The following is a 20,154-nucleotide window of genomic DNA, read 5'->3' as shown; positions in this document are numbered from 1 at the left end:
TGTCTAATTTTCTTGGTAAGCAAACTATAGCTTAATGGATATCAAGCCCGTCCACTAGGTCTACAGTTCAAGTTTTTTGGACTGAGGTAAATAACCCCAATCTCTCAAAGATTGGTGTGATAGATTGCTCTTTCTAACTACCTCATTGATAACTGACAGTAAAGCATTGACCACTTAAGTAATATTGAAGTTTATTTTTAGACAGGAGAACACTTGTGGCTAAGTGTTAACCGGGTATCTAATTATATTCTATGATACTAGCAGGAAATAAATAAACTGGCAGATTTAATTTTTAGTTTTAATTAATATAATAAATTCCTACATCAAATTGCTGGTTAACAAACTCTCATTTGTATGGGTTCTGGTGCAGGGCTGATAGCAGTTACACCTGCTCTTTACCTCTTTGTTGATGTGCCGTGCCCCAGGCAGCCAAGATTACTGTGGACAGTTAACAGAGTTGCATAAGACGCTGGAAGCCTAACTTTGCGTATACTCCTAACTAGGGGTATACCCATTAGGTAAGGTAAAATATCGCTGCATATAACTGTGTTGCCTCTTGGACTTAATCTTTGTGGGTGACTTCCTCCTCAGTTGCTAATACACTCAATTAATCGATGATGCAACCACCCATTACAGTTGGCACTGTCTTGCAAAACCGTTACCGTATAATTCAAATTCTCGGAGAAGGAGGATTTGGCAGAACCTATCTGGCAGAAGACCAGAGGCGGTTTAACGAACTTTGCGCGATCAAGGAATTGATTTCAACAGCAAGTTCGCCTTTGGCTTGGGAGAAGGCACAAGAGCTTTTTCACCGAGAAGCTGCCATTTTGTATCAAATCGAACACCCACAAGTGCCTAAATTCCGGGAAAGATTTGAGCAAGACCAACGCTTATTTTTGGTGGAGGACTACGTTGCGGGTCAAACGTACCGAACTCTGTTGGCTGAACGTCAAGCTTTGGGTCAAACTTTCACAGAGGCTGAAATATTGCAGCTAATACAGTTGTTGTTGCCTGTTTTAGAGCATATTCACAGTCGAGGGATTATTCACCGAGATATCTCGCCAGAAAATATTATTTTGCGGGATAGTGATGCTAAACCTGTGTTGATTGACTTTGGGGTGGTAAAAGAACTAGCGACGCGTTTACGATCGCCAGAGAGTGCAATGCCAGAAACCACTGTGGGAAAATTAGGCTATTCTCCCAGTGAACAAATGCAAACAGGGGGAGCTTACCCTAGCAGTGATTTGTATGCATTAGCGGTGAGTGCAATTGTTTTGCTCACTGGTAAAGAACCAAGGGATCTATTTGATGAAAACCAGCTAACTTGGAATTGGCAACGATGGGTAAAAGTGAGTCCGCGATTTACTATGGTGTTGAATCGAATGTTGAATCATATACCGAGCGATCGCTATCAAAGTGCTGCTAGTGTGTCTCAAGCACTACAAGCTTCAGAGCAAATCAGTCTTCCTCGCTTGAATGCGTCTAACTTGCAGACAATAGCTGTTGGCCGCCGTCCTGACTCAGTACCACCAGCAGCTGCTTCGCCCAAGAAAAAACAACCCGATCCTGTGATTCCCCCAGATACCACTAGTTCACTCTTGGATAATCCGTTAGCGATCGCAGCAATTGGTATTGCTGTCGTGATCGTCGCCGGATTCGGTTCTTGGGCACTAGTCAGTTCCATCCGCAGCCAGTCAAACACACCAGATGAAACACTTCCGCAAAATTTCCCTTCCCCAGTGATTTCTGGTGGGACTACATTTACATCCACGCCCACACCCACCGACGATCAACCTGTCGTATCTAGTAAGCGCCTCGATCTGGGAGCAAATAACACAGCCACCGTTAAAGATACTCTTAAAACAAATCAAATAATTCGGTACACTTTTTTAGGGCAGGAAGGTGACAAGTTAACTGCGTTTATTGACCCAGGAAGCAGCGTTTTGCTAACAATCTTAAGTCCTCCTAATCAACAACCAATTGATAATAAAAGTCAACAAGTAACATCATACCAAGACACGTTGCTGGTTACTGGTAGATATACTATTGAGTTAACCCTGGTTTCAGAAGTTGCCGAAAGCGATTACAACCTCAATGTTGCATTAGAAAAACCAGTCAAACCAACACTGACAGAGACACCCGTCCCAACACCGACAGAGATACCCTTCCCAACACCGACAGAGACACCCTTCCCAATTCCGACACAGACACTTATCCCAACACCGACAGAGACGCCCTTGCCAATTCCGACAGAGACACCTATCCCAACACCGACAGAGACGCCCTTCCCAATTCCGACTACTGGTGAAACGCCAACTTTTCCGCCAGTTGATGAAACACAACCATTTTCTGGTCAGAGAAATTAATGTTAAACACACTACTGATTACTGGAACTGATACCGAAGCTGGTAAAACAGTTTTAACAACAGCATTAGCGGCCTATTGGCAAAAATATTACCCGCAGCGTAGCTGGGGAATCATGAAACCGATTCAATCAGGGATTGGCGATCGCGAGTGGTATCAAAAGCTTTTTACGCTAGAACAATCTGCTGAAGAGATTACGCCTTTGTATTTTCAAGCACCTTTGGCTCCTCCCATCGCCGCAGCAAAAGAAAATCGCCAAGTAGATTTAGCTCTTGTGTGGCAAGCTTTGTCTAAATTGCGATCGCAACGTGATTTTGTGCTTGTAGAAGCTTTGGGAGGGTTAGGTTCGCCAATAACCGAAGAATTGACGGGAGCTGATTTAGCGGGAGAATGGCGATTACCAACAGTATTGGTAGTGCCAGTGAGATTAGGAGCGATCGCTCAAGCAGTGGCAAATGTAGCATTAGCTAGACAATCGTGCGTGAATCTCAAAGGCATTGTTCTAAACTGCGTTCAACCCCGCACCGATGCAGAAATAGCCGACTGGACACCATATCAATTGATTCAATCACTTACTAACACACCAGTTTTAGGCTGTTTACCTTATTTAGATAACCTGACTGACTTAGATAAATTTGCTCAGATAGCATCAGATTTAGATTGGGAAACCCTAATATTTCGGAACGATTAAACTAGCATTTCTTCGATGCCCTTTAGATCCCCCTAAATCCCCCTTAAAAAGGGGGACTTTGAGAGCTTTTGCTTTTTGCCCCCCTTTTTAAGGGGGGTTGGGGGGATCTAAAGGCTCTGGCGCAACTCTAGAAGACTTGTGTATACACCGTAGCCTTTTTAAGGGGAGGGATCTAAAAGTACGTAAAGTCACAGCGAAACACTTTTCAAACAACCTCTAAGGAAGCAATCTCAGTCTCTTGGCGAAAAACTACAGTTCTCAAGGTAGACGAGGTTTAGTTGTGTTCAATTATGTGGAATATGGGTATTTCGTAGGTGCGCACATCTATGCGCCCATACCGCGCATTACATCCAAAATAGAAACGCTATATTTTTTAGTCAAAAAATTTTTTGGTGGGGTGATATGAAACAAAACGGGAGTGGGTAAGTTACATCTAGAACACACAACCACTTCCTAATACAGGGAAAACACTTATGAAAACCGAATTGAAAGCAAAGTTTATCCAACACATCCTCAACAAAAAGAAAAACGAAGAAGGTTTCACCTTAATCGAATTGTTGGTTGTTATTATCATCATTGGTATTTTATCAGCTATTGCTCTACCTTCTTTCTTGAACCAAGCAAATAAAGCGAAACAGTCTGAAGCAAAAACAATTGTTGGTTCAATGAACCGAGCGCAGCAAGCATATTATCTAGAAAACGGTAAGTTTGCCTCTGCTACTAACGATGCAACTAGTGCTACGGCTTTTGGTCAGTTAGGTCTAGGTGTGAAAACACAAACTGAAAATTATGAGTATAGGATTAAGGGTGAGGATAAGCTTGTAACTAATCAAGCCAAACTAAAAACTTCGGGCGCTCCTCTTAAAGTTTATGCCGGTGGAGCAGGTGTTTCTATTGTTTCTTCCACAAGTGAGGCAACTACTATAACTATGTTGTGTGAATCTAAAGTACCTAATAACGTTCCTGGCGCAGCAACTGGTGCAGAAGAATTTGCTGCCGCTGATCTTCCTACTGACGGAAGTGCCACAAGTTGCCCTGGAGGTGCAGAAAGCAAATATGTATCTTTAGCTAAGTAAATAATTTATGCACTCATAAAGTCTTACTCAACCTCTCAAGCAAGTTCTTCAGTTGAGTTAAGTACTGGGTAGAAGTGGATAGAATTTTCTATCCACTTTTATTTATTTAAATAATCGTCAAATACTCTCTGACCTTCATAATATTACCCATTTTATTACTTCGCTTATTAAATGGGTATTATTAATTGAGACAGGGAGTATTTACTGTTTTATCCCCACTTACTTAACTACTGATGATTACTAATATCACGAATTTTCAGGCTGAAGCTTATCAACATTTAGTTGCAGGTGAATATGCTCAAGCAGCATATTTATATGAACAAGCAATTGCTGCTGAACCTGAAGTAATTTCCAATTACTGGCATCTGGGGCTAACCTTACTGTTACAAGGGCAAGAAGCAGAAGCACAAATGACTTGGATGCTAGCAATAGCAGAAATTGAAGAAGAAAAAATTCAACTTCACACAACAGAATTAATTAAAGTTTTACAAGTAGAAGCAGAACGACGAGAACATCTCGAAGAATTTTCTATATCCTGGCTAATCCGTCAGCATATTCGAGAAATCAATCCCTCTGATATCAATAATTTATTAGAGATTATTCAACTGTCTATCCAACTAGATAATTTTGATGGCATACAATTAAATGAGTCGGGAATTATCGAATTATTAAACTCTAGAGAAATTGTAGATTTAAATTCAGAATTATTAAACCAAGTCTTACAACAAGTTCTTGAAACTCAACCTTTACATCCATCATATCTAGACTTGGTAGAAGCTTGTTTACCTTACTTTGCAAATTCACATCAAAGCTTATGTATACTTTTACCTGCGGCAATTAAAATTGGTCATACATTCAAGCAGCCTGAACTTGCAGCGCAGATTTTAGAGTTATATTTGCGCTTAGATCCAGAAGAACTAGAAACTTTACGGCATTTAGCTATTTTTTATCAAAATTCTCAGAACTATGCATTGGGAATAGAAAAGGCTAAATTGTGTTATTCTCTATCAAAAAAACTAGCTGATAAAATTTTTGCTATTCATTTGGTGTTACGTGGGTTGATGACTGCTGGCGGATATTGGCAAGAAATATGCTCAACTAGCCAAGAGTTAGAATGTGTGCTGCAAGAATTTATCAAAGCCCAGCCACTTGCAGTAGATAAAGTGAGAACTCTACGTCTACTTACCCCATCCTTTGCACTACCACATATTAAAGATAGTCCAGCCGAGTTTAGAAAAATTCATAATCAAATAGCGCAAATATTCCAGAATAATATTCAAGCTATAGCTGGTGAAGAAACAGCGCGTTACTCACAGCGAATTATAAATAATCAAAGTTCAGGAATTTCTACCAAACCCTTAAAAATCGGATATGTATCTTATGCCTTAAGAAGACATTCTGTAGGCTGGCTAGCTCGCTGGCTAATACAGCATCATAATCGAGATAAATTTGAAATTTATAACTATTCGGTTAACTATAAACTCGTAGATGATTTTTTACAAGAATGGTATGTAGATCAATCCTATAAGGCTCGAAAGTTAGGAATTAATGCCTTTGAAATTGCTGAACAAATATATGAAGATGAAATAGATATTTTAGTAGACCTAGATAGTATCACCCTAGATATTAGCAGTGAAGTAATGGCACTCAAGCCAGCACCAATTCAAGTAACTTGGCTAGGTTGGGATGCGTCAGGTATACCTGCAATTGATTACTTCATCGCTGACCCTTATGTATTACCAGATTCAGCCCAAGATTATTATACAGAGAAAATTTGGCGATTACCCCATACTTATATAGCTGTTGATGGCTTTGAAGTGGGTGTACCTACACTACGTCGAGACGAGTTAGATATTCCTAGCGATGCTGTAATCTATCTCAGCGCTCAACGAGGATATAAACGTCACCCTGAAACTACAAAATGGCAAATGAGAATAATCAAAGAAGTCCCAAATAGCTACTTCTTGATTAAAGGTGACGCTGAAGAAGAAGCAATTAAACAGTTTTTCTACAAAATAGCTGAAGAAGAGGGTGTGGAGTGTTCCAAATTGCGATTTTTGCCTCAAGATCCCTCTGAAGCAGTCCACAGAGCGAATTTAACAATTGCTGATGTTGTATTAGATACATATCCCTACAACGGAGCTACTACAACCTTAGAAACCCTTTGGATGGGTATTCCCTTAGTAACTAGAGTTGGAGAGCAATTTGCCGCTCGTAATAGTTACACCATGATGATGAATGCGGGTATCACAGAAGGTATTGCTTGGACTGATGAAGAATATATAGAGTGGGGTGTGCGCTTGGGGAAGGATGAGGCATTACGTCAGCAAGTTGCTTTGAAACTAAAAGCGTCCCGTCAGACAGCGCCGCTATGGAATGGTAAGCAGTTTACCCGCGATATGGAAAAAGCTTATGAGCAGATGTGGCAAAGCTATATTGAAGGAAAATAAGCTTTCATATTACAATACGCTTGAGTTAAGAATAATTGTAGGTTGGGTTGTAGCTTGCTTCCCCGTAGGGGTACGGAGTGAAACCCAACAAAGGCTTGAAAACGTTGGGTTTCGTTCCTCAACCCAACCTACATAATGTAGCTTTTTGGGCTTATAGCGTTTCTCGCTTACGTGAGGTACACCCGTAGGGGCACGGCATGCCGTGCCCCTACACCTTGCGATATAATTTTGTACCGCATCTGAATGGGAACCGCTATAACCCAAGTGTATTGGGTCAAGAGGTAATATAAAAATAAGAAATGCAATTGTAAATAAATATGTCTGCTAAAGATGTCTTTCATGAAGTTGTCAAAAAAGCTTTGCAGAAGGATGGTTGGCAGATTACTCATGACCCCCTCTCAATTAGCGTAGGTGGTGTGAATCTATCTATTGATTTAGCTGCGGAAAAGCTCATTGCGGCAGAGCGGAAAGGAGAAAAAATTGCTGTTGAAGTTAAGAGTTTTTTGGAGAAATCATCTGCAATCTCAGAATTTCATACAGCATTGGGGCAGTTTATCAACTATAGAGGCGCATTAAAGCGACGACAGCCAGAGCGTGTTTTATTTTTAGCAGTACCTGTGACAACTTATAAAACATTTTTTCAACTTGATTTTCCCCAAGCCATGATTGAAGAGAATGAAGTCAAAATGATTATTTATGATGTTGAACAAGAGGTAATTTTTAAATGGATAAGCTAGCCCACTATCGCCAGACTGTACAGCAGATATTGCAGGAGTATAGTGAGCAAAAACCCGCTGACAGTAATATAGACGTTGAGAATATTTTTGATATAGAACGTGACCATTACCAGATAGTTCATGTTGGCTGGGAGGGTCAAGATTGGGTGCATAGCTGCATCATCCATATTGATATTAAGGGTGAAAAAATTTGGCTTCAGTGGAATGGCACAGAAGATGATATTGCGGCAAATTTGGTCACTATGGGAGTTCCAAAAGAGGATATTGTGTTAGGATTCCAGTCTCCTTTCATGAGGAAGTTTACAGAATATGCAGTGGGTTAGGCAATTTTTTGAAAAGCACCTTTAGAGGATATTTGAAAAGTCCTCTTGTTGGTATCAGAAGTTATAGCTACCTCTAAATCACCAAAAAGCTTAATTTATTGAACCGCCATATCTCTACGAGAGGCTTCCACCAATATGCAGCGTCTCGCAGAGAAGATGCCATCTCTACCAGACACTACTTGAACGCGTAGCGTCTCGTTAGAGAAAAGCGCCGATAATTCGTAGACTGTAGCCCATGCTGTAACGACAATTTTGCCATGCGTAGTTTACCGCCGTAGGCATCGCTCCTACTTGTTCAAACCAAAACCTTCCAAGTCTTAGTTAATTAAGCAAAATATTAAGATTATATAAAGATTTGCGATGAATCTACCTAATGCCAGATGTTTGCGATATTGTAAATAACGTTTAAATAAATAAACAGCAGACATTTCTACTCAATTGCAAATTTCTCTGTCAGTCAAAAACTTTTAAACTAGCCCGTGTCATATAGGTTACTCAACAAACACACATATTTTTTGTGATTCCAACAAATAGAATTTTTCCAGTCGTCCTCAGTCAGACCAGTTAGTGCAACTTACCAAACAACTAATTATTTTGCTCGGCATCCACATACAGATATCTAACAAAAGGTAGTGTTGCACTCTTGCTGAAAAATGGTAAAGGTAAAGAGGAAAAAGAAAAGGGAAACAGGTGAAGGAGAAAAGGGAAAACAGAAACATCCCTTAGCCCTTCATCCCTTAATCCTTTACCCTGAAGCCTTACCCACCTTGGCAAAAGTTTAAGGAATGCTTGGTAAAATTGGGGTTTTGTGGTCGTAATTACCGTACAAAACCGAATTTAGTACTAACTTAGTAGAGTTTATTATGGTATAGTTAAAAAGTTGAGACTAGCTTTACCAAATTACCCCACTCTACGACCCGGCAACAATTGCAGAATGGGAAGCAGTTTTAATTAAGTATTTACCAACAAAATCAGAATTCAATCGAGGTTATGACTCAAAAAGTGATTCACCCGATGGTGAAATTGCAGCGAAACGTGCAATCACTCATAGAATCGAACATTATCAAGCCAAGCGATAGCATCTGGAAAATCGCTTTGCTCTACGGTAATGAATGGCAGCACTGGAAACAGGAACTGATAGACTTTGGGTTTAGTATGCAAGACCCAGTTAGTGAATTGCTAGCTGTAGAAACTTGGGATGAGGAATAGGGAATAGGAGGGATGAGGAAGCAGGGGGAGCAGGGGAAGCAGGGGAAGAATTCTAACTTCTAACTACTAACTCGCTAATCCCCACTCTCTAAACTTTACAGGCAGCCAACGCTGTAGCTAATTCCCTTGCTGTTTGATAGCGATCGCGTGGCAATGGTTCTGTAACGCGGTCAATCACATCTCTTAATTGGGAACTAATGGTGGGAACTTTTGCCACATCAAACCTGAAGTTTCGCCCCCGTTGGCGGTAATACTTGAAAGGGTTTTCGCCTGTGAGTAAAAAAATCAGTGTTGGCCCAATTGCATATAAATCAGATTGAGTCAAAGGTTGTCCTCGTTCTTGTTCGGGGGCGCAGTAACCTTCTGCACCAATTCTAGTACCGGGCGCTGTACCAATTTCCTTAACAGCGCCAAAATCAAGTACCACTATGCGATCTAGCGAACTTCGCACCATTAAGTTGGCGGGTTTAATATCGCGGTGAATTAGTGGAGGCTCTTGGCTATGAAGATATTCTAAAATATCACAAGTTTGAGTCATCCAAGCGATCGCCTGGCTTGGTGTGACTGGGCCAGTGGTATAGACACGTTTTTCTAAATCTTGTCCGTGGATTAGTTCCATCGCCAAGTATTTCTTTCCACCTTCTACAAAGAAATCGTAATACTTGGGAATTCCCTGATGGTTAAGGGATTTGAGAGTGTGCGCCTCCCGCTCAAATAACTCTTGAGCTTTGGCAATCTTTGCCATATCAGCATTCATTTCCTTCAATACCAGCAGTTTAGGTATACCCACAATCTGACCAGCCGCATCCCAAGCGAGATAGGTAGTACCCATCCCTCCTTGTCCGAGAGTTCGCAACACCTGATAATGTCGAATCTTCTGTTGCACTGATAGAGGTTGACCGCAGTGGATGCAGAATAAATTATTTGGCGAGTTACCTTCGTGCGTGCAAGTGTAGGATGAATTTGCCAGATATTTTGCTGAGTAGAATGTCTCAACAGCATTTTCTTCTGTCCCTGGCATTTGTGGCGATCGCACACTAGTTTCCAGTACTGTTACATCCTGAATTTGGAATTGCAGTATTGGGCCTCCCTGCGCGAGTTGCAACAGAGAATTATCTGGTAACGGACTCTGAATTACAAGGATACCGTTGAGAAAAGTCCCATTTGTACCCTGACTAATCAGCTGCCAAGTACCGCCATTGCTGGCAGAACCGACTTGTCGAAGTTCTAGATGATGCCGCGAAACTAAACTATCAGTTAAAACAACGTGATTATCTGCCGCTCGACCAATCCGAATTATGGAGGAGTTCTCAAAGCACCACTGCTGGAGGGGCGTTTTCTGTTGCGGTTCTAACAGGGTCAGACTAACCACAATACAACCTACAAGGTAAATGATCAGGGATTGGGGATTAGGGATTGGGATTGGGAATTAGAGAGTAGAAGAACTATTTCCCAGTTTCCCGTCTCCAGTCCCCAATCCCCTAATTTTCAACTTTCCAAATTTGGGCGTACTTTTGCCCGAATTAGTATACCAGTAATGTTGTCATGACCATTGTGTTGATTGGCCAACTCAATTAAATCTGTAACGCCCCGTTCTAAGTTAGCGCCAGAACTAAGTAAGGGTTCTAAGTGAGTCTGCCAATGGGTTTCTATTAAATCATTATCTGATAGACCGTCCGATACCAACAGCAAAAGAGTATCTTCATTAATCTCGAAAAAGCCGACATCGGGATTAATCGCCTTCTCATCACGAGGCCCCAAGGCTTGGGTGAGTTGGTAGGCATCTGGGCGGGCGTAAGCGATGCTTGCTTCCACTCCTCGCGTAATTTCCCGTTGCCCAACTTCGTGATCTACTGTGACTTGTTCTAGCCCCTGCTTGCGCGTCAGGCGATAGAGACGGCTATCTCCTACATGAGCAACTGCTGCTTGAGTATCTTGAATTAACAGCATTACCAGAGTTGTACCCATACGCCCTACTCCAGAACGGGCATCTTGTTGATTAAGTTTGTAAATCGCCTCATTAGCTAAATACACTGCTTCACGAATACTATCTTCCGTTGGCAGTTGGTTTGTAATCCAGTGTTCTTGAAAGTATTGCCGTAGGGTGTTGACTGCCAACTCACTGGCTATCTCGCCGCCAGCGTGTCCACCCATACCATCACAGAGAATATACAAACCATGCCCTTGCAGAACTCGACTTTTAGGAAATTCCAGTTTATTACTTTTGGTTTCAATGCCAAAGTAGTCTTCGTTATGATGACGTTGCCGACCCACATCTGTGCGTCCCGCATCTTCCAAACTACTTAACTGCATCGCTAGCACAACAGTTGGCATATCATCAGCTTTGCTACTGATATCTTCTGGCTCATCTGATTGCGGGATAGTGGACACAGCAGTATTTTTCTCCTTTATTGGGGGCAAAGTTGCGGTTCCTAACGCTTCCAGTTCAATAGAGATTTCCTCTAAACGCGATCGCAAATGTGCGATCGTCTCAATTTTACCTAGCTCTAAATCCCCCAACATTTGGACTACAGAGCCAAATTGAGTGCGTTGAGACTGCCGAAATAGCGCTTGCCAAACGCGCCCCAAAGCTTGGATAGTTAACGGTTCCTCGGGAATGGCAGATGTTTCGGCTTGGGCATCTTCTGGCAACTCAGTGGCAAGCTGAGAATTCGATGATTCTACATACAACCTTTGTAGTGCTAGTGTTTGATCCTCATCCAATCGCAAATTCGACAAATCTAAAAGGCTTTGATGACAATTTAGTGGTTCCAACACTGCCCAAAGTTGGGTCATTTCATAACACCAGTGTAAAATTTTTAACGAACTCGTTGTTTCTTCTTGCCATAGGTCGACTAAATGCTGCCAATCTGAGCGATCTTCGATGATGACTACCTGTATATCACCCTGTTGCCATGCATCGTGAATCGGCGGTATACCCCGCTCACCTTGGGCTTGTAAGGCAATATAAAGTTTAGCAAGGTGAGGAATTCCACTTGCTTCGACTGAGGGGGTTAGCAAATCTGATTCCTGACTTACTAGCACTGCCTCAATGGGTGATATTTGATACGGCTGGCAGTCTAAAACTCTCACACCTACATCAGTAATGGTGGCAGTTTCCGTTTGGGTAGGTAGCGGATCTAACAATTGATAGCGCTCTTGGGAGTCTAAATAGGAGCCTAATGGAATCTGAAAACTTGGGGATAGAGGAGATGAGGAGGATATTACTTCCTTATCTCCCAAATCTTTTTGCTCTCCTAAAGCTTCCCCAGTCGTTTCTTTAGTAATAATTGCCCAAAACACTGTTCCACATTCCGTGCCACAGTTATAACAACTTAGTGCATTCACAGGGACATCATCAGTACTGCATTCAGGACAGACCTTGTGAGTCAGGGATGTGCCACAGCTTTGACAGAATTTATTGCTATTGGGGTTTTCAAATTTACACTGAGGGCAAATCAGCATAGTGGAAGTTCCTCTATTCCCGTTCCAAGGTGCTTCTAGCCACTATAAGATCCAAGGTGCCACAATTGGCTATCCCTGACTAAAGTAGACTTACATAGAGATTGTAGTTTATCAATTAATATTGGTGGCAGTATTAATTGTGACGCATATTCGATCAATATTTAATATATTGGCAACGAATTCTTTATAAATGGGGACTGGAGGCTAGAAACTAGGGAAGAGCTTGAAATATTTAATCCTCAATCCCCAATCCCCAATTGTTAAGAGTCTGGCAATTGTGGAGGTTCACCATTAAACCATTTTTGATAAATTTGCTTGTAAGTGCCGTTGGATAACAAAGTCGCTATATAGCGGTTCCCATTCAGATGCGGTACAAGATTATATTGCAAGGTGTAGGGGCACGGCAGTGCCGTGCCCTTACGGGTGTACCTCACGTAAACGAGAACCGCTATACCTTTGTTAATTTCATCTAGGTGGGGAGAATCCTTTGGCGTAGCAATCCCGTAGTATTCTTCAGTCAGAAGGTCGGCAACAGACAACTCTGATGCCTTGGAGTTTGCCATTTTGAATCGCATACAAAGTAGCAAAAGCATCGCCAACCACAGCATCAACGTTGCCATTGAGCAAGTCTTGGAAAAATTCTGGCCCAGAATTAAACTGGACTGCAAAACCTGCTACCTTTGCAATCGTATTCATCAAATCAATATCGAAACCTTTTAAGTTACCGTCAGCCTTTTGAAATTCAAAAGGGACAAAGGTGGGTTTAGCATCTGGGTTAATAGTGAGATACAAACTCTGACAGCCAATAATCAGTATTAGGCAGCCTAAGCTTAGAATTAGCTGCTCCCACTTGAAGTTAATTAATTTCACTATAGTAATTTCGTTCTAGTGATTAATATTTACAATACTTGTCATGATGTTATAAGAAATAATACATACGTATGATTTTTCCCTAATTGCCTTTTTGTGTGTTCTCTATTCTGACTTTCAATTTTGAATGCTTATGGCTTGTACCACTTCTGCTTATCGAATTACTGATTTGTTCGCCGAACGAGCTAGAAATATCGCACCACCAACTTATGGTACAGAGTTAACCAAAATCATCACTGTCAGCTTTGCTTATGGTCTAGCTGACCCAATTCTCTTTCCCCATGCTGATTTGGCTGCTGCAAGTGCTGCTGTGCTAGCAGAAGAGGCTCCGATCGCTCTCAATTACGGCCCACCTTCAACCCAATTGTATGAGCAAATTATCCTCCGCTTGCAGGCTAAAGGAATCGCTGCTGATCGCGATCGCCTGATCATTGGCTATGGTTCTGGTCAGATTCTCGGCTTGCTACCAGATGTATTTGTTGAACCTGGTGATGTCGTAATTGTCGAAGGCCCAACCTTTTTGGGAGTAGTCAGTAGATTTGTCCAGGCTGGCGCACGCGTAATTACCATTCCTGTAGATGAGATGGGAATGGATGTAGATGCTCTAGAAGAAACTTTGAGCGATTTCAAGAAACAAGGCATTCGACCCCGGTTTATTTACACTATCCCCACTTTTCATAATCCCACAGGCACTACTATGCCGTTATTTCGCCGCCAAAAGTTGGTAGCGTTAGCGGCTGAGTATGGCGTTTTAGTGGTGGAAGACGATGCTTATAGCGATTTGCGCTTCCAAGATGAAACTGTGCCCTCCTTGGCAAGTCTTGACAAGGAAGGGTGGGTTTTATACGTCAGTACCTTCTCGAAAATTATTGCGCCTGGTATCCGGCTAGGCTGGGCTTGTGGGGATCCAGCGATTATTGAGCGGTTGGCAATGTTCAAAAGTGAGGGGCCTGTAGGGCCATTTGTTAGCCATGTGGTCGCCCGCTACTGTGCTACAGGCAAATTAGATTATCACATTCAGGAGCTAATCGCCTGTTACAACCATAAGTGTAATTTGTTGTTAGAAGCGATCGCTCACGAGTTTCCTAGCGATGTCGTTGCTTTGCGACCAGGTGGGGGCTTTTTCGTTTGGTGTAAATTGCCACCAAATATTAGCGCTCAATCACTCCTAACTGCTGCCAATGAACACGGCGTCAGTTTTCTACCAGGGACTCGCTGCTATGCCAATGGACAGGGAGATGATGCCATCAGGTTAGCTTTTAGCTTTCAAACAACCGAGAAGATTCTTGAGGGAATCGCCACCTTGGGCGCAGTGTTGCGCAGATGGGGGTAATTTGTAATTCGTAATTTGTAATTCGTAATTCGTAATTCTACCTCGTTCCCAGTCAGAGACTGGGAATGGCTTTTGGAAGGTTCCCGCCTTCCGTCTAAGCCGTAGAACCGCAACGAAAAGCATTTCCTTCTTAGAGGTTGTTTGAAAAGTAGTTGGCTGTATCTTTGCACTCATTGATCCCCCCTAACCCACGCCAGTCGCTCCACTTGGGGAGACCCCAAGACCGCGCTGGCTCCCCTTAAAAAGGGGGGAACCGGAGTCAAAGTCCCCCAATTTATCGGGGAGCCAGTGCGGTCTTCTCCCAAAGGGAGAGGCTAGCGCCTTCTCTGCGAGAGGCTTCCGCCAACGCGGAGCGTCTCGTAGAGAAGGGGGTTTACCCCATGAGCAACTGGCGTGGATTTAGGGGGATCTGAACGTTTTTTTTACCGAGAAGAGGAGTTTTCAAACATCCTTTTAAACCTGGAAACGAGATTTAAAATTTTGTAAACTTTAAAAAATTTGTTCTAAGCGTTGGAAATCGCGCTGCACTTCATACCAGAGACTTTTATTATGAGGATCTGTTTTCAAAGCTTTTTTGAGATAAATTCTAGCTTTGAGTAGTTGTTTTTCAGAAATTAGCGCCCGTCCCCAAATTTGATAAGCGATCGCTAGCCATTGGCGAACTTCTGCATCTGTTGATAAACGATCTGCTAAAGCTTCCGCCAGGGCGATCGCTTGCGGAAATCGTCTTTCTTGCAAAAATCGCTGCAATTGCTCATAAGTCTTCCACTTCAGCCGTTCTTCTATTTCCAATAGATTCGGCGGCTTTGGTTTCCCTGGTTCTTGGCTTGTCACCGTTGTTACTGGTGTTTTCTGCCGTTGCGTTGCCTTGGCATCATTACCTCTAGATGTTGACACCTGACTTGAATGTGCAATAGTTTCTTCTGGCAGTACCACCGTCAGCAGGAGTTTGTACGCCTCTGTCAACGCAATAAACTTATCTTTGGCTTTGTTGTCATCTGGGTTAATATCGGGATGATATTGCTGTGCCAATCGCCGATAAGACGATTTGATGTCAGCAAAAGAGGCTCCCGATCTTAAACCTAGTAAACGGTAGCAATCTCCAAGATCCATCTTGAGCTATGAGCTATCGAATATCCAGCTAGAGGCTATCAGCTATCTGCTTTAAGCCTGAACTATTAATAATAAGGGCTAATTTGTGATTTTAAAGTTCAATGTTGACAGTTTCTTTAGCGAAGGGAATGGGGAATCGGGAATCGGGAATCGGGACTTAGGAGTTATAATTCTTCCCCTGCTCCCCCTGCCTCCCCTGCTCCCCCTGCTTCCTCATCCCCTCTGCTTCCCTACTCCCCTGCTACTATAGAGGTTCGTTCTTCAATCACACGGTCAATTAAACCGTATTGTTTTGCTTCTTCGGCAGACATGAAAAAGTCACGATCCATATCTTTTTCAATCTTTTCTATGGTCTGACCTGTTTTATCAGCATAAATGCCATTGAGCTGGTGACGAATCCGCAGTATCTCTCTAGCTTCAATCTCGATATCGCTTGCTTGTCCACGAGTGCCACCTGAAGGCTGGTGAATCATAATCCGTGAGTGAGGCAATGCTAGCCGTTTGCCTTTGGTGCCAGCAGCCAGTAGGAAAGACCCCATTGAAGCCGCTAAACCGACGCAAATAGTCACTACATCTGATTTGATATGTTGCATGGTGTCAAAAATCGCCATGCCAGATGTAACCATTCCACCGGGGGAATTAATGTATAAATAAATATCTTTACCTGGATCATCTGAGTCCAGATACAGCATCACAGCGATAATTTGATTGGCAATTTCATCATCAACATCTCGCCCCAAGAATATAATCCGTTCCCGGTAAAGGCGATCATAGATACTAATCCAATCTGTATATTGTCCACCGGGCATCCGGTAAGGAACTTTAGGAACGCCTATAGGCATAATTTACTCCGTTTTTAATTAGTCATTAGTCATTGGTCATTAGTCATTGGTCATTAGTCATTGGTCATTAATAATTTTTAGTTATTAACAAAGGACGAATGACATCGACGCGCCAGCGGCTACTCTTCGAGTTCTCCAACGGAGTACCCGCATGGTAGGACAAATTAAAGGACACTCGCCGGGAGTGGGGGATTTGCGAGTTCTTCTTTCTCAAAAACTCGGTCAATCAGTCCATATTCCTTAGCTTCGTAGGGTGTTAAATATAACAACCGATCCATGTCTTTAGTAATTTTTTCTGGAGCCTGTCCAGTGGTGCGATGCAAGATATCAACTAAGGCCCCTTTATTTACCAAAACTTCCCTAGCGCGAATTTGAATATCCGTTGCTTGACCTTGGGCGTAGCTCTTGGGCTGATGCAGGATAATCGAGGAGTGAGGTAAACTAGCGCGGCAACCTTTTGTACCAGCACTGAGGAGCATCGCTGCCATACCCATCGCGGAACCGACGCAGATGGTGTGGATAGGAGGTTTGATATATTTCATGGTGTCATAGATGGCGAAGGCTTCGGTTTCAAAGCCAATGGGTTCGCCACTGTAACCGGAAGTGCCGGTGGAATTGATATAGATTTTAATCGGTTTTTCGGGGTCGTCGGATTGCAAAAACAGCAATTCGGCCACGATTAATTCCGTGACAGCAGGTACCAGTGGCATCCCAATATAGACAATCCGCTCCTTCAATAAGAGGGAAGGTAAATCTGGCGGTGGTGTCCGGTAAAAGTTATCGCCGTAATATGGGGCTTGAACAGCCTTGATTGGGGAAATGTCCATAGCAACTGATCGCCTGAAACTATGCCGTTAACTGTAATACATCCTAGCGCGATGCCAGCCTTCCTTAAGGTGCGGATTTCTCCCTAATGCTGAAGGTGGCTTCGCATCTGCCAATGCTTGGCTTCTAAGATATTCTGATTATATTAGTGTATTTGTGTTGGATAGGTTTTCCGTAGAGTTAAAGTGTTGCTTTGAAGTTATTTTTTAATATGTATATCCTGAATAGGGACTTTAAGTTATGAAGGTTAATTTGCAGCCTGCCTTGAATGATGGTAATTTGGACGCAAATCAACTGAACAGTCAACGTCAGTTGGGAATTTCGATTTCAGCGATCGCAGAAAATCAAGATCGCCATGTACCCCTGAATTTATGCTTAATTCTCGATCATAGTGGTTCGATGAACGGGCGATCGCTAGAAACGGTGAAAAAAGCAGCAATTCGTTTGGTAGATAGACTCAATCCTGGCGATCGCCTCAGTGTTGTAGTTTTTGATCACCGCGCGAAAGTCTTAGTACCCAGTCAAGTGATTGCAAATCCAGAGAAAATCAAACAGCAAATTAATCGCCTTGCCGCCGATGGTGGAACTGCGATTGATGAAGGGCTACGTTTGGGGATTGAGGAGTTGGCAAAGGGGAAAAAAGATACTGTTTCCCAAGCCTTCCTATTAACCGATGGGGAAAATGAACACGGTGATAATAGTCGCTGTTTAAAATTCGCTCAATTGGCTGCTAGCTATAATTTGACTTTAAACACTTTGGGATTTGGTGACAATTGGAACCAAGATGTTTTAGAAAAAATTGCTGATGCTGGCTTAGGTAGTTTATCTTATATTCAAAAACCCGAACAGGCAGTGGAAGAGTTTAATCGCCTGTTTAGCCGCATTCAAACGGTAGGATTGACTAATGCTTATCTGTTATTCTCCTTGATGCCCAATGTCAGGCTAGCAGAACTCAAACCTGTGGCCCAAGTTTCCCCAGACACAATTGAGTTACCACTGCAACAAGAAGCTGATGGACGTTTCGCTGTGCGGTTGGGAGATTTAATGAAAGATGCAGAACGGGTAATCTTAGCTAATATTTATTTGGGACAATTGCCAGCAGGTGAACAAGCGATCGCTAATATCCAAGTCCGCTACGATGACCCAGCTGCCAACAAAGTGGGTTTAGTTACACCAAATATACCCGTTTACGCCCATGTAGTGAAAAATTACCAAGCAGACCCGAATCCCCAGGTGCAACATTCTATCTTGGCATTAGCTAAGTATCGCCAAACCCAGCTAGCCGAAACGAAATTGCAACAAGGCGATCGCTCTGGTGCAGCGACAATGTTACAAACGGCTGCGAAAACTGCTTTGCAAATGGGAGATACTGGTGCAGCGACGGTGTTGCAAACTTCTGCCACCCAGCTACAATCTGGTAGAGATTTATCTGAAAGCGATCGCAAGAAAACCAGAATTGTCTCCAAAACAGTTTTGCAAGATAATCCTCCTCAATGAAAGTTAAATTGCTCTCGGCGTTAAATGACAATAATGTTGATATGGCTCAAAGAAGTAGCCAACGTCAACTAGCAATAACGATTTCGGCTATCGCTGGTGAGTCTGACCAAAATCTCCCCCTTAACCTCTGCTTGATTCTAGATAAAAGTGGTTCCATGCATGGACACCCAATTAAAACGGTGATCCAGGCTGTGGAACAATTAATCGATCGGTTGAAAGTAGGCGATCGCATTTCAGTTGTAGCTTTTTCTGGTACTGCGGAAGTCATTATCCCTAACCAAGCGATCCTAGACCCCGAAAGCATCAAATCTCAAATAAAAAGCAAACTGACTGCTAGCGGCGGCACTGCGATCGCTGAGGGTTTGGAATTGGGAATTACAGAACTGATGAAGGGGACAAGAGGCGCTGTTTCCCAGGCGTTTCTACTGACGGATGGGCATGGTGAAAGCGGTTTGCGGATTTGGAAGTGGGATATTGGGCGAGATGACAACAAGCGCTGTCTTCAATTGGCGCAAAAGGCTGCCAAGCTGAACCTAACTATCAACACTTTCGGATTTGGCAATAGCTGGAATCAGGATTTGCTAGAAAAAATTGCCGATGTCGGTGGTGGGACTTTAGCGCATATTGAACGCCCTGAACAAGCTGTGGAGCAATTTAGCCGACTGTTTGGACGGATTCAGTCTATTGGGCTAACTAATGCCTACTTGTTGTTATCTCTAGTGCCTAATATCCGATTAGCAGAACTTAAACCCATTGCCCAAGTTGCCCCAGACACAATCGAGTTACCAGTGGAACCGGAAGCTGATGGTAGTTTTGCTGTACGTTTGGGAGATTTGATGCAGGATGTAGAACGGGTAGTTTTGGCGAACATTTATCTGGGACAATTCCCAGAAGGGAAACAAGCGATCGCTCATCTACAAATCCGTTATGATGACCCTTTGGTTAACGAAGAAGGTTTACTTTCGCCTCTCATGCCAGTATATGCAGATGTAGTGCAGGTCTATCAACCGGACTTGAATCTCCAGGTGCAGCAATCTATTTTAGCATTAGCGAAGTATCGTCAAACTCAGTTAGCCGAGGCGAAATTGCAACAAGGCGATCGCACTGGTGCAGCTACGATGCTACAAACAGCTGCTAAAACTGCTTTACAAATTGGAGATAAAGGTGCAGCAACAGTGTTGCAAACTTCCGCTACACGCCTGCAAGCTGGAGAAGAACTTTCTGAAGCTGATCTCAAGAAGACTAGAATTGCATCAAAAACTGTTTTACAGGAATAATAAAAATTCAGTTTTGCTGATTAACGGTGTGAAAAAAAATACTATCATTATTAATTCAAAAATGTTGGAGAAGAAATCAGAA

The 20,154-nt window shown here is 42.7% G+C and carries 17 protein-coding genes; 10 read left to right on the top strand and 7 right to left on the bottom strand.

Annotated elements, in window-relative coordinates:
* The first annotated feature begins 617 nt into the window (after positions 1-617).
* The 7 genes from H6G97_RS08650 (at position 618) to H6G97_RS08620 (ending at position 8,850) form a co-directional block, all read left to right on the top strand.
* Positions 618-2,366, top strand: coding sequence for a serine/threonine-protein kinase (locus H6G97_RS08650; protein WP_190940254.1), 1,749 nt, complete (start codon positions 618-620; stop codon positions 2,364-2,366).
* The gene (gene bioD / locus H6G97_RS08645) at positions 2,366-3,055 is read left to right on the top strand and encodes a dethiobiotin synthase (protein WP_190940227.1); all 690 of its coding nucleotides are present in this window, start codon (positions 2,366-2,368) and stop codon (positions 3,053-3,055) included. Before H6G97_RS08650 ends, bioD begins: the two co-directional genes overlap by 1 nt.
* Positions 3,056-3,528: 473 nt before the next feature.
* The gene (locus H6G97_RS08640; RefSeq protein WP_190940226.1) at positions 3,529-4,131 is read left to right on the top strand and encodes a type IV pilin-like G/H family protein; all 603 of its coding nucleotides are present in this window, start codon (positions 3,529-3,531) and stop codon (positions 4,129-4,131) included.
* A 233-nt stretch (positions 4,132-4,364) separates the two neighbouring features.
* Complete coding sequence (locus H6G97_RS08635; protein ID WP_190940225.1) at positions 4,365-6,581, top strand: O-linked N-acetylglucosamine transferase, SPINDLY family protein; 2,217 nt, start codon at positions 4,365-4,367, stop codon at positions 6,579-6,581.
* Between the two features lie 317 nt (positions 6,582-6,898).
* A complete protein-coding gene (locus H6G97_RS08630; protein ID WP_190940224.1) occupies positions 6,899-7,318 on the top strand; it encodes a XisH family protein in 420 nt (139 codons plus the stop codon).
* Positions 7,306-7,641 carry a XisI protein gene (locus tag H6G97_RS08625; RefSeq protein ID WP_190940223.1) on the top strand — a complete coding sequence of 112 codons (336 nt, stop codon included), beginning with the start codon at positions 7,306-7,308 and terminating at the stop codon, positions 7,639-7,641. The genes H6G97_RS08630 and H6G97_RS08625 overlap by 13 nt, the downstream gene beginning before the upstream one ends.
* A gap of 990 nt (positions 7,642-8,631) precedes the next feature.
* Positions 8,632-8,850: a DUF4327 family protein gene (locus H6G97_RS08620; protein WP_190940222.1), complete on the top strand. Its 219-nt coding sequence runs from the start codon at positions 8,632-8,634 to the stop codon at positions 8,848-8,850.
* Positions 8,851-8,938: 88 nt separating this feature from the next.
* Here H6G97_RS08620 and H6G97_RS08615 read toward each other — a convergent pair whose 3' ends face one another.
* The 4 genes from H6G97_RS08615 to H6G97_RS08605 form a co-directional block, all read right to left on the bottom strand.
* Positions 8,939-10,222, bottom strand: a complete 1,284-nt coding sequence (locus H6G97_RS08615) for a protein kinase domain-containing protein (RefSeq protein ID WP_190940221.1) — start codon at positions 10,220-10,222, stop codon at positions 8,939-8,941.
* Positions 10,223-10,338: 116 nt separating this feature from the next.
* Positions 10,339-12,315 (bottom strand): serine/threonine phosphatase, encoded by a 1,977-nt coding sequence (locus tag H6G97_RS08610; RefSeq protein ID WP_190940220.1) that lies wholly within the window; start codon positions 12,313-12,315, stop codon positions 10,339-10,341.
* A 260-nt stretch (positions 12,316-12,575) separates the two neighbouring features.
* Complete coding sequence (locus tag H6G97_RS52290) at positions 12,576-12,878, bottom strand: type 2 periplasmic-binding domain-containing protein (RefSeq protein ID WP_242054851.1); 303 nt, start codon at positions 12,876-12,878, stop codon at positions 12,576-12,578.
* Complete coding sequence (locus H6G97_RS08605) at positions 12,829-13,185, bottom strand: transporter substrate-binding domain-containing protein (protein ID WP_338421634.1); 357 nt, start codon at positions 13,183-13,185, stop codon at positions 12,829-12,831. The genes H6G97_RS52290 and H6G97_RS08605 overlap by 50 nt, the downstream gene beginning before the upstream one ends.
* Positions 13,186-13,318: 133 nt before the next feature.
* Here H6G97_RS08605 and H6G97_RS08600 point away from each other — a divergent pair, with 133 nt between their 5' ends.
* Complete coding sequence (locus H6G97_RS08600) at positions 13,319-14,518, top strand: aminotransferase-like domain-containing protein (protein WP_190940219.1); 1,200 nt, start codon at positions 13,319-13,321, stop codon at positions 14,516-14,518.
* A gap of 489 nt (positions 14,519-15,007) precedes the next feature.
* On the opposite strand, the gene H6G97_RS08595 is transcribed toward H6G97_RS08600, so the two are convergent.
* From H6G97_RS08595 to H6G97_RS08585, 3 genes are all read right to left on the bottom strand, one after another.
* The gene (locus H6G97_RS08595) at positions 15,008-15,631 is read right to left on the bottom strand and encodes a J domain-containing protein (RefSeq protein WP_190940218.1); all 624 of its coding nucleotides are present in this window, start codon (positions 15,629-15,631) and stop codon (positions 15,008-15,010) included.
* A 230-nt stretch (positions 15,632-15,861) separates the two neighbouring features.
* Complete coding sequence (locus H6G97_RS08590; protein WP_190910433.1) at positions 15,862-16,473, bottom strand: ATP-dependent Clp protease proteolytic subunit; 612 nt, start codon at positions 16,471-16,473, stop codon at positions 15,862-15,864.
* Positions 16,474-16,637: 164 nt separating this feature from the next.
* Positions 16,638-17,300 carry an ATP-dependent Clp protease proteolytic subunit gene (locus tag H6G97_RS08585; protein WP_179067383.1) on the bottom strand — a complete coding sequence of 221 codons (663 nt, stop codon included), beginning with the start codon at positions 17,298-17,300 and terminating at the stop codon, positions 16,638-16,640.
* A gap of 238 nt (positions 17,301-17,538) precedes the next feature.
* Here H6G97_RS08585 and H6G97_RS08580 point away from each other — a divergent pair, with 238 nt between their 5' ends.
* Both H6G97_RS08580 and H6G97_RS08575 read left to right on the top strand, forming a co-directional pair.
* Positions 17,539-18,795 carry a vWA domain-containing protein gene (locus H6G97_RS08580; protein WP_190940217.1) on the top strand — a complete coding sequence of 419 codons (1,257 nt, stop codon included), beginning with the start codon at positions 17,539-17,541 and terminating at the stop codon, positions 18,793-18,795.
* Positions 18,792-20,072, top strand: a complete 1,281-nt coding sequence (locus H6G97_RS08575; RefSeq protein WP_190940216.1) for a vWA domain-containing protein — start codon at positions 18,792-18,794, stop codon at positions 20,070-20,072. The genes H6G97_RS08580 and H6G97_RS08575 overlap by 4 nt, the downstream gene beginning before the upstream one ends.
* Positions 20,073-20,154: the final 82 nt, after the last annotated feature.

The sequence above is a fragment of the Nostoc flagelliforme FACHB-838 genome (genome assembly GCF_014698065.1).
Taxonomy (GTDB): Bacteria; Cyanobacteriota; Cyanobacteriia; order Cyanobacteriales; family Nostocaceae; genus Nostoc; species Nostoc flagelliforme_B.
Note: the sequence above shows the minus strand (reverse complement) of the source record. Positions and strands in the feature narration are given on the sequence as shown.

What these genes read in the sequence shown, in the direction of transcription:
- H6G97_RS08650 (WP_190940254.1), top strand. Translation starts at nt 618, where the DNA reads ATGCAACCACCCATTACAGTTGGCACTGTCTTGCAAAACCGTTACCGT.
- bioD (WP_190940227.1), top strand. Translation starts at nt 2,366, where the DNA reads ATGTTAAACACACTACTGATTACTGGAACTGATACCGAAGCTGGTAAA.
- H6G97_RS08640 (WP_190940226.1), top strand. Translation starts at nt 3,529, where the DNA reads ATGAAAACCGAATTGAAAGCAAAGTTTATCCAACACATCCTCAACAAA.
- H6G97_RS08635 (WP_190940225.1), top strand. Translation starts at nt 4,365, where the DNA reads ATGATTACTAATATCACGAATTTTCAGGCTGAAGCTTATCAACATTTA.
- H6G97_RS08630 (WP_190940224.1), top strand. Translation starts at nt 6,899, where the DNA reads ATGTCTGCTAAAGATGTCTTTCATGAAGTTGTCAAAAAAGCTTTGCAG.
- H6G97_RS08625 (WP_190940223.1), top strand. Translation starts at nt 7,306, where the DNA reads ATGGATAAGCTAGCCCACTATCGCCAGACTGTACAGCAGATATTGCAG.
- H6G97_RS08620 (WP_190940222.1), top strand. Translation starts at nt 8,632, where the DNA reads ATGACTCAAAAAGTGATTCACCCGATGGTGAAATTGCAGCGAAACGTG.
- H6G97_RS08610 (WP_190940220.1), bottom strand. Translation starts at nt 12,315, where the DNA reads ATGCTGATTTGCCCTCAGTGTAAATTTGAAAACCCCAATAGCAATAAA.
- H6G97_RS52290 (WP_242054851.1), bottom strand. Translation starts at nt 12,878, where the DNA reads ATGGCAAACTCCAAGGCATCAGAGTTGTCTGTTGCCGACCTTCTGACT.
- H6G97_RS08600 (WP_190940219.1), top strand. Translation starts at nt 13,319, where the DNA reads ATGGCTTGTACCACTTCTGCTTATCGAATTACTGATTTGTTCGCCGAA.
- H6G97_RS08595 (WP_190940218.1), bottom strand. Translation starts at nt 15,631, where the DNA reads ATGGATCTTGGAGATTGCTACCGTTTACTAGGTTTAAGATCGGGAGCC.
- H6G97_RS08590 (WP_190910433.1), bottom strand. Translation starts at nt 16,473, where the DNA reads ATGCCTATAGGCGTTCCTAAAGTTCCTTACCGGATGCCCGGTGGACAA.
- H6G97_RS08585 (WP_179067383.1), bottom strand. Translation starts at nt 17,300, where the DNA reads ATGGACATTTCCCCAATCAAGGCTGTTCAAGCCCCATATTACGGCGAT.
- H6G97_RS08580 (WP_190940217.1), top strand. Translation starts at nt 17,539, where the DNA reads ATGAAGGTTAATTTGCAGCCTGCCTTGAATGATGGTAATTTGGACGCA.
- H6G97_RS08575 (WP_190940216.1), top strand. Translation starts at nt 18,792, where the DNA reads ATGAAAGTTAAATTGCTCTCGGCGTTAAATGACAATAATGTTGATATG.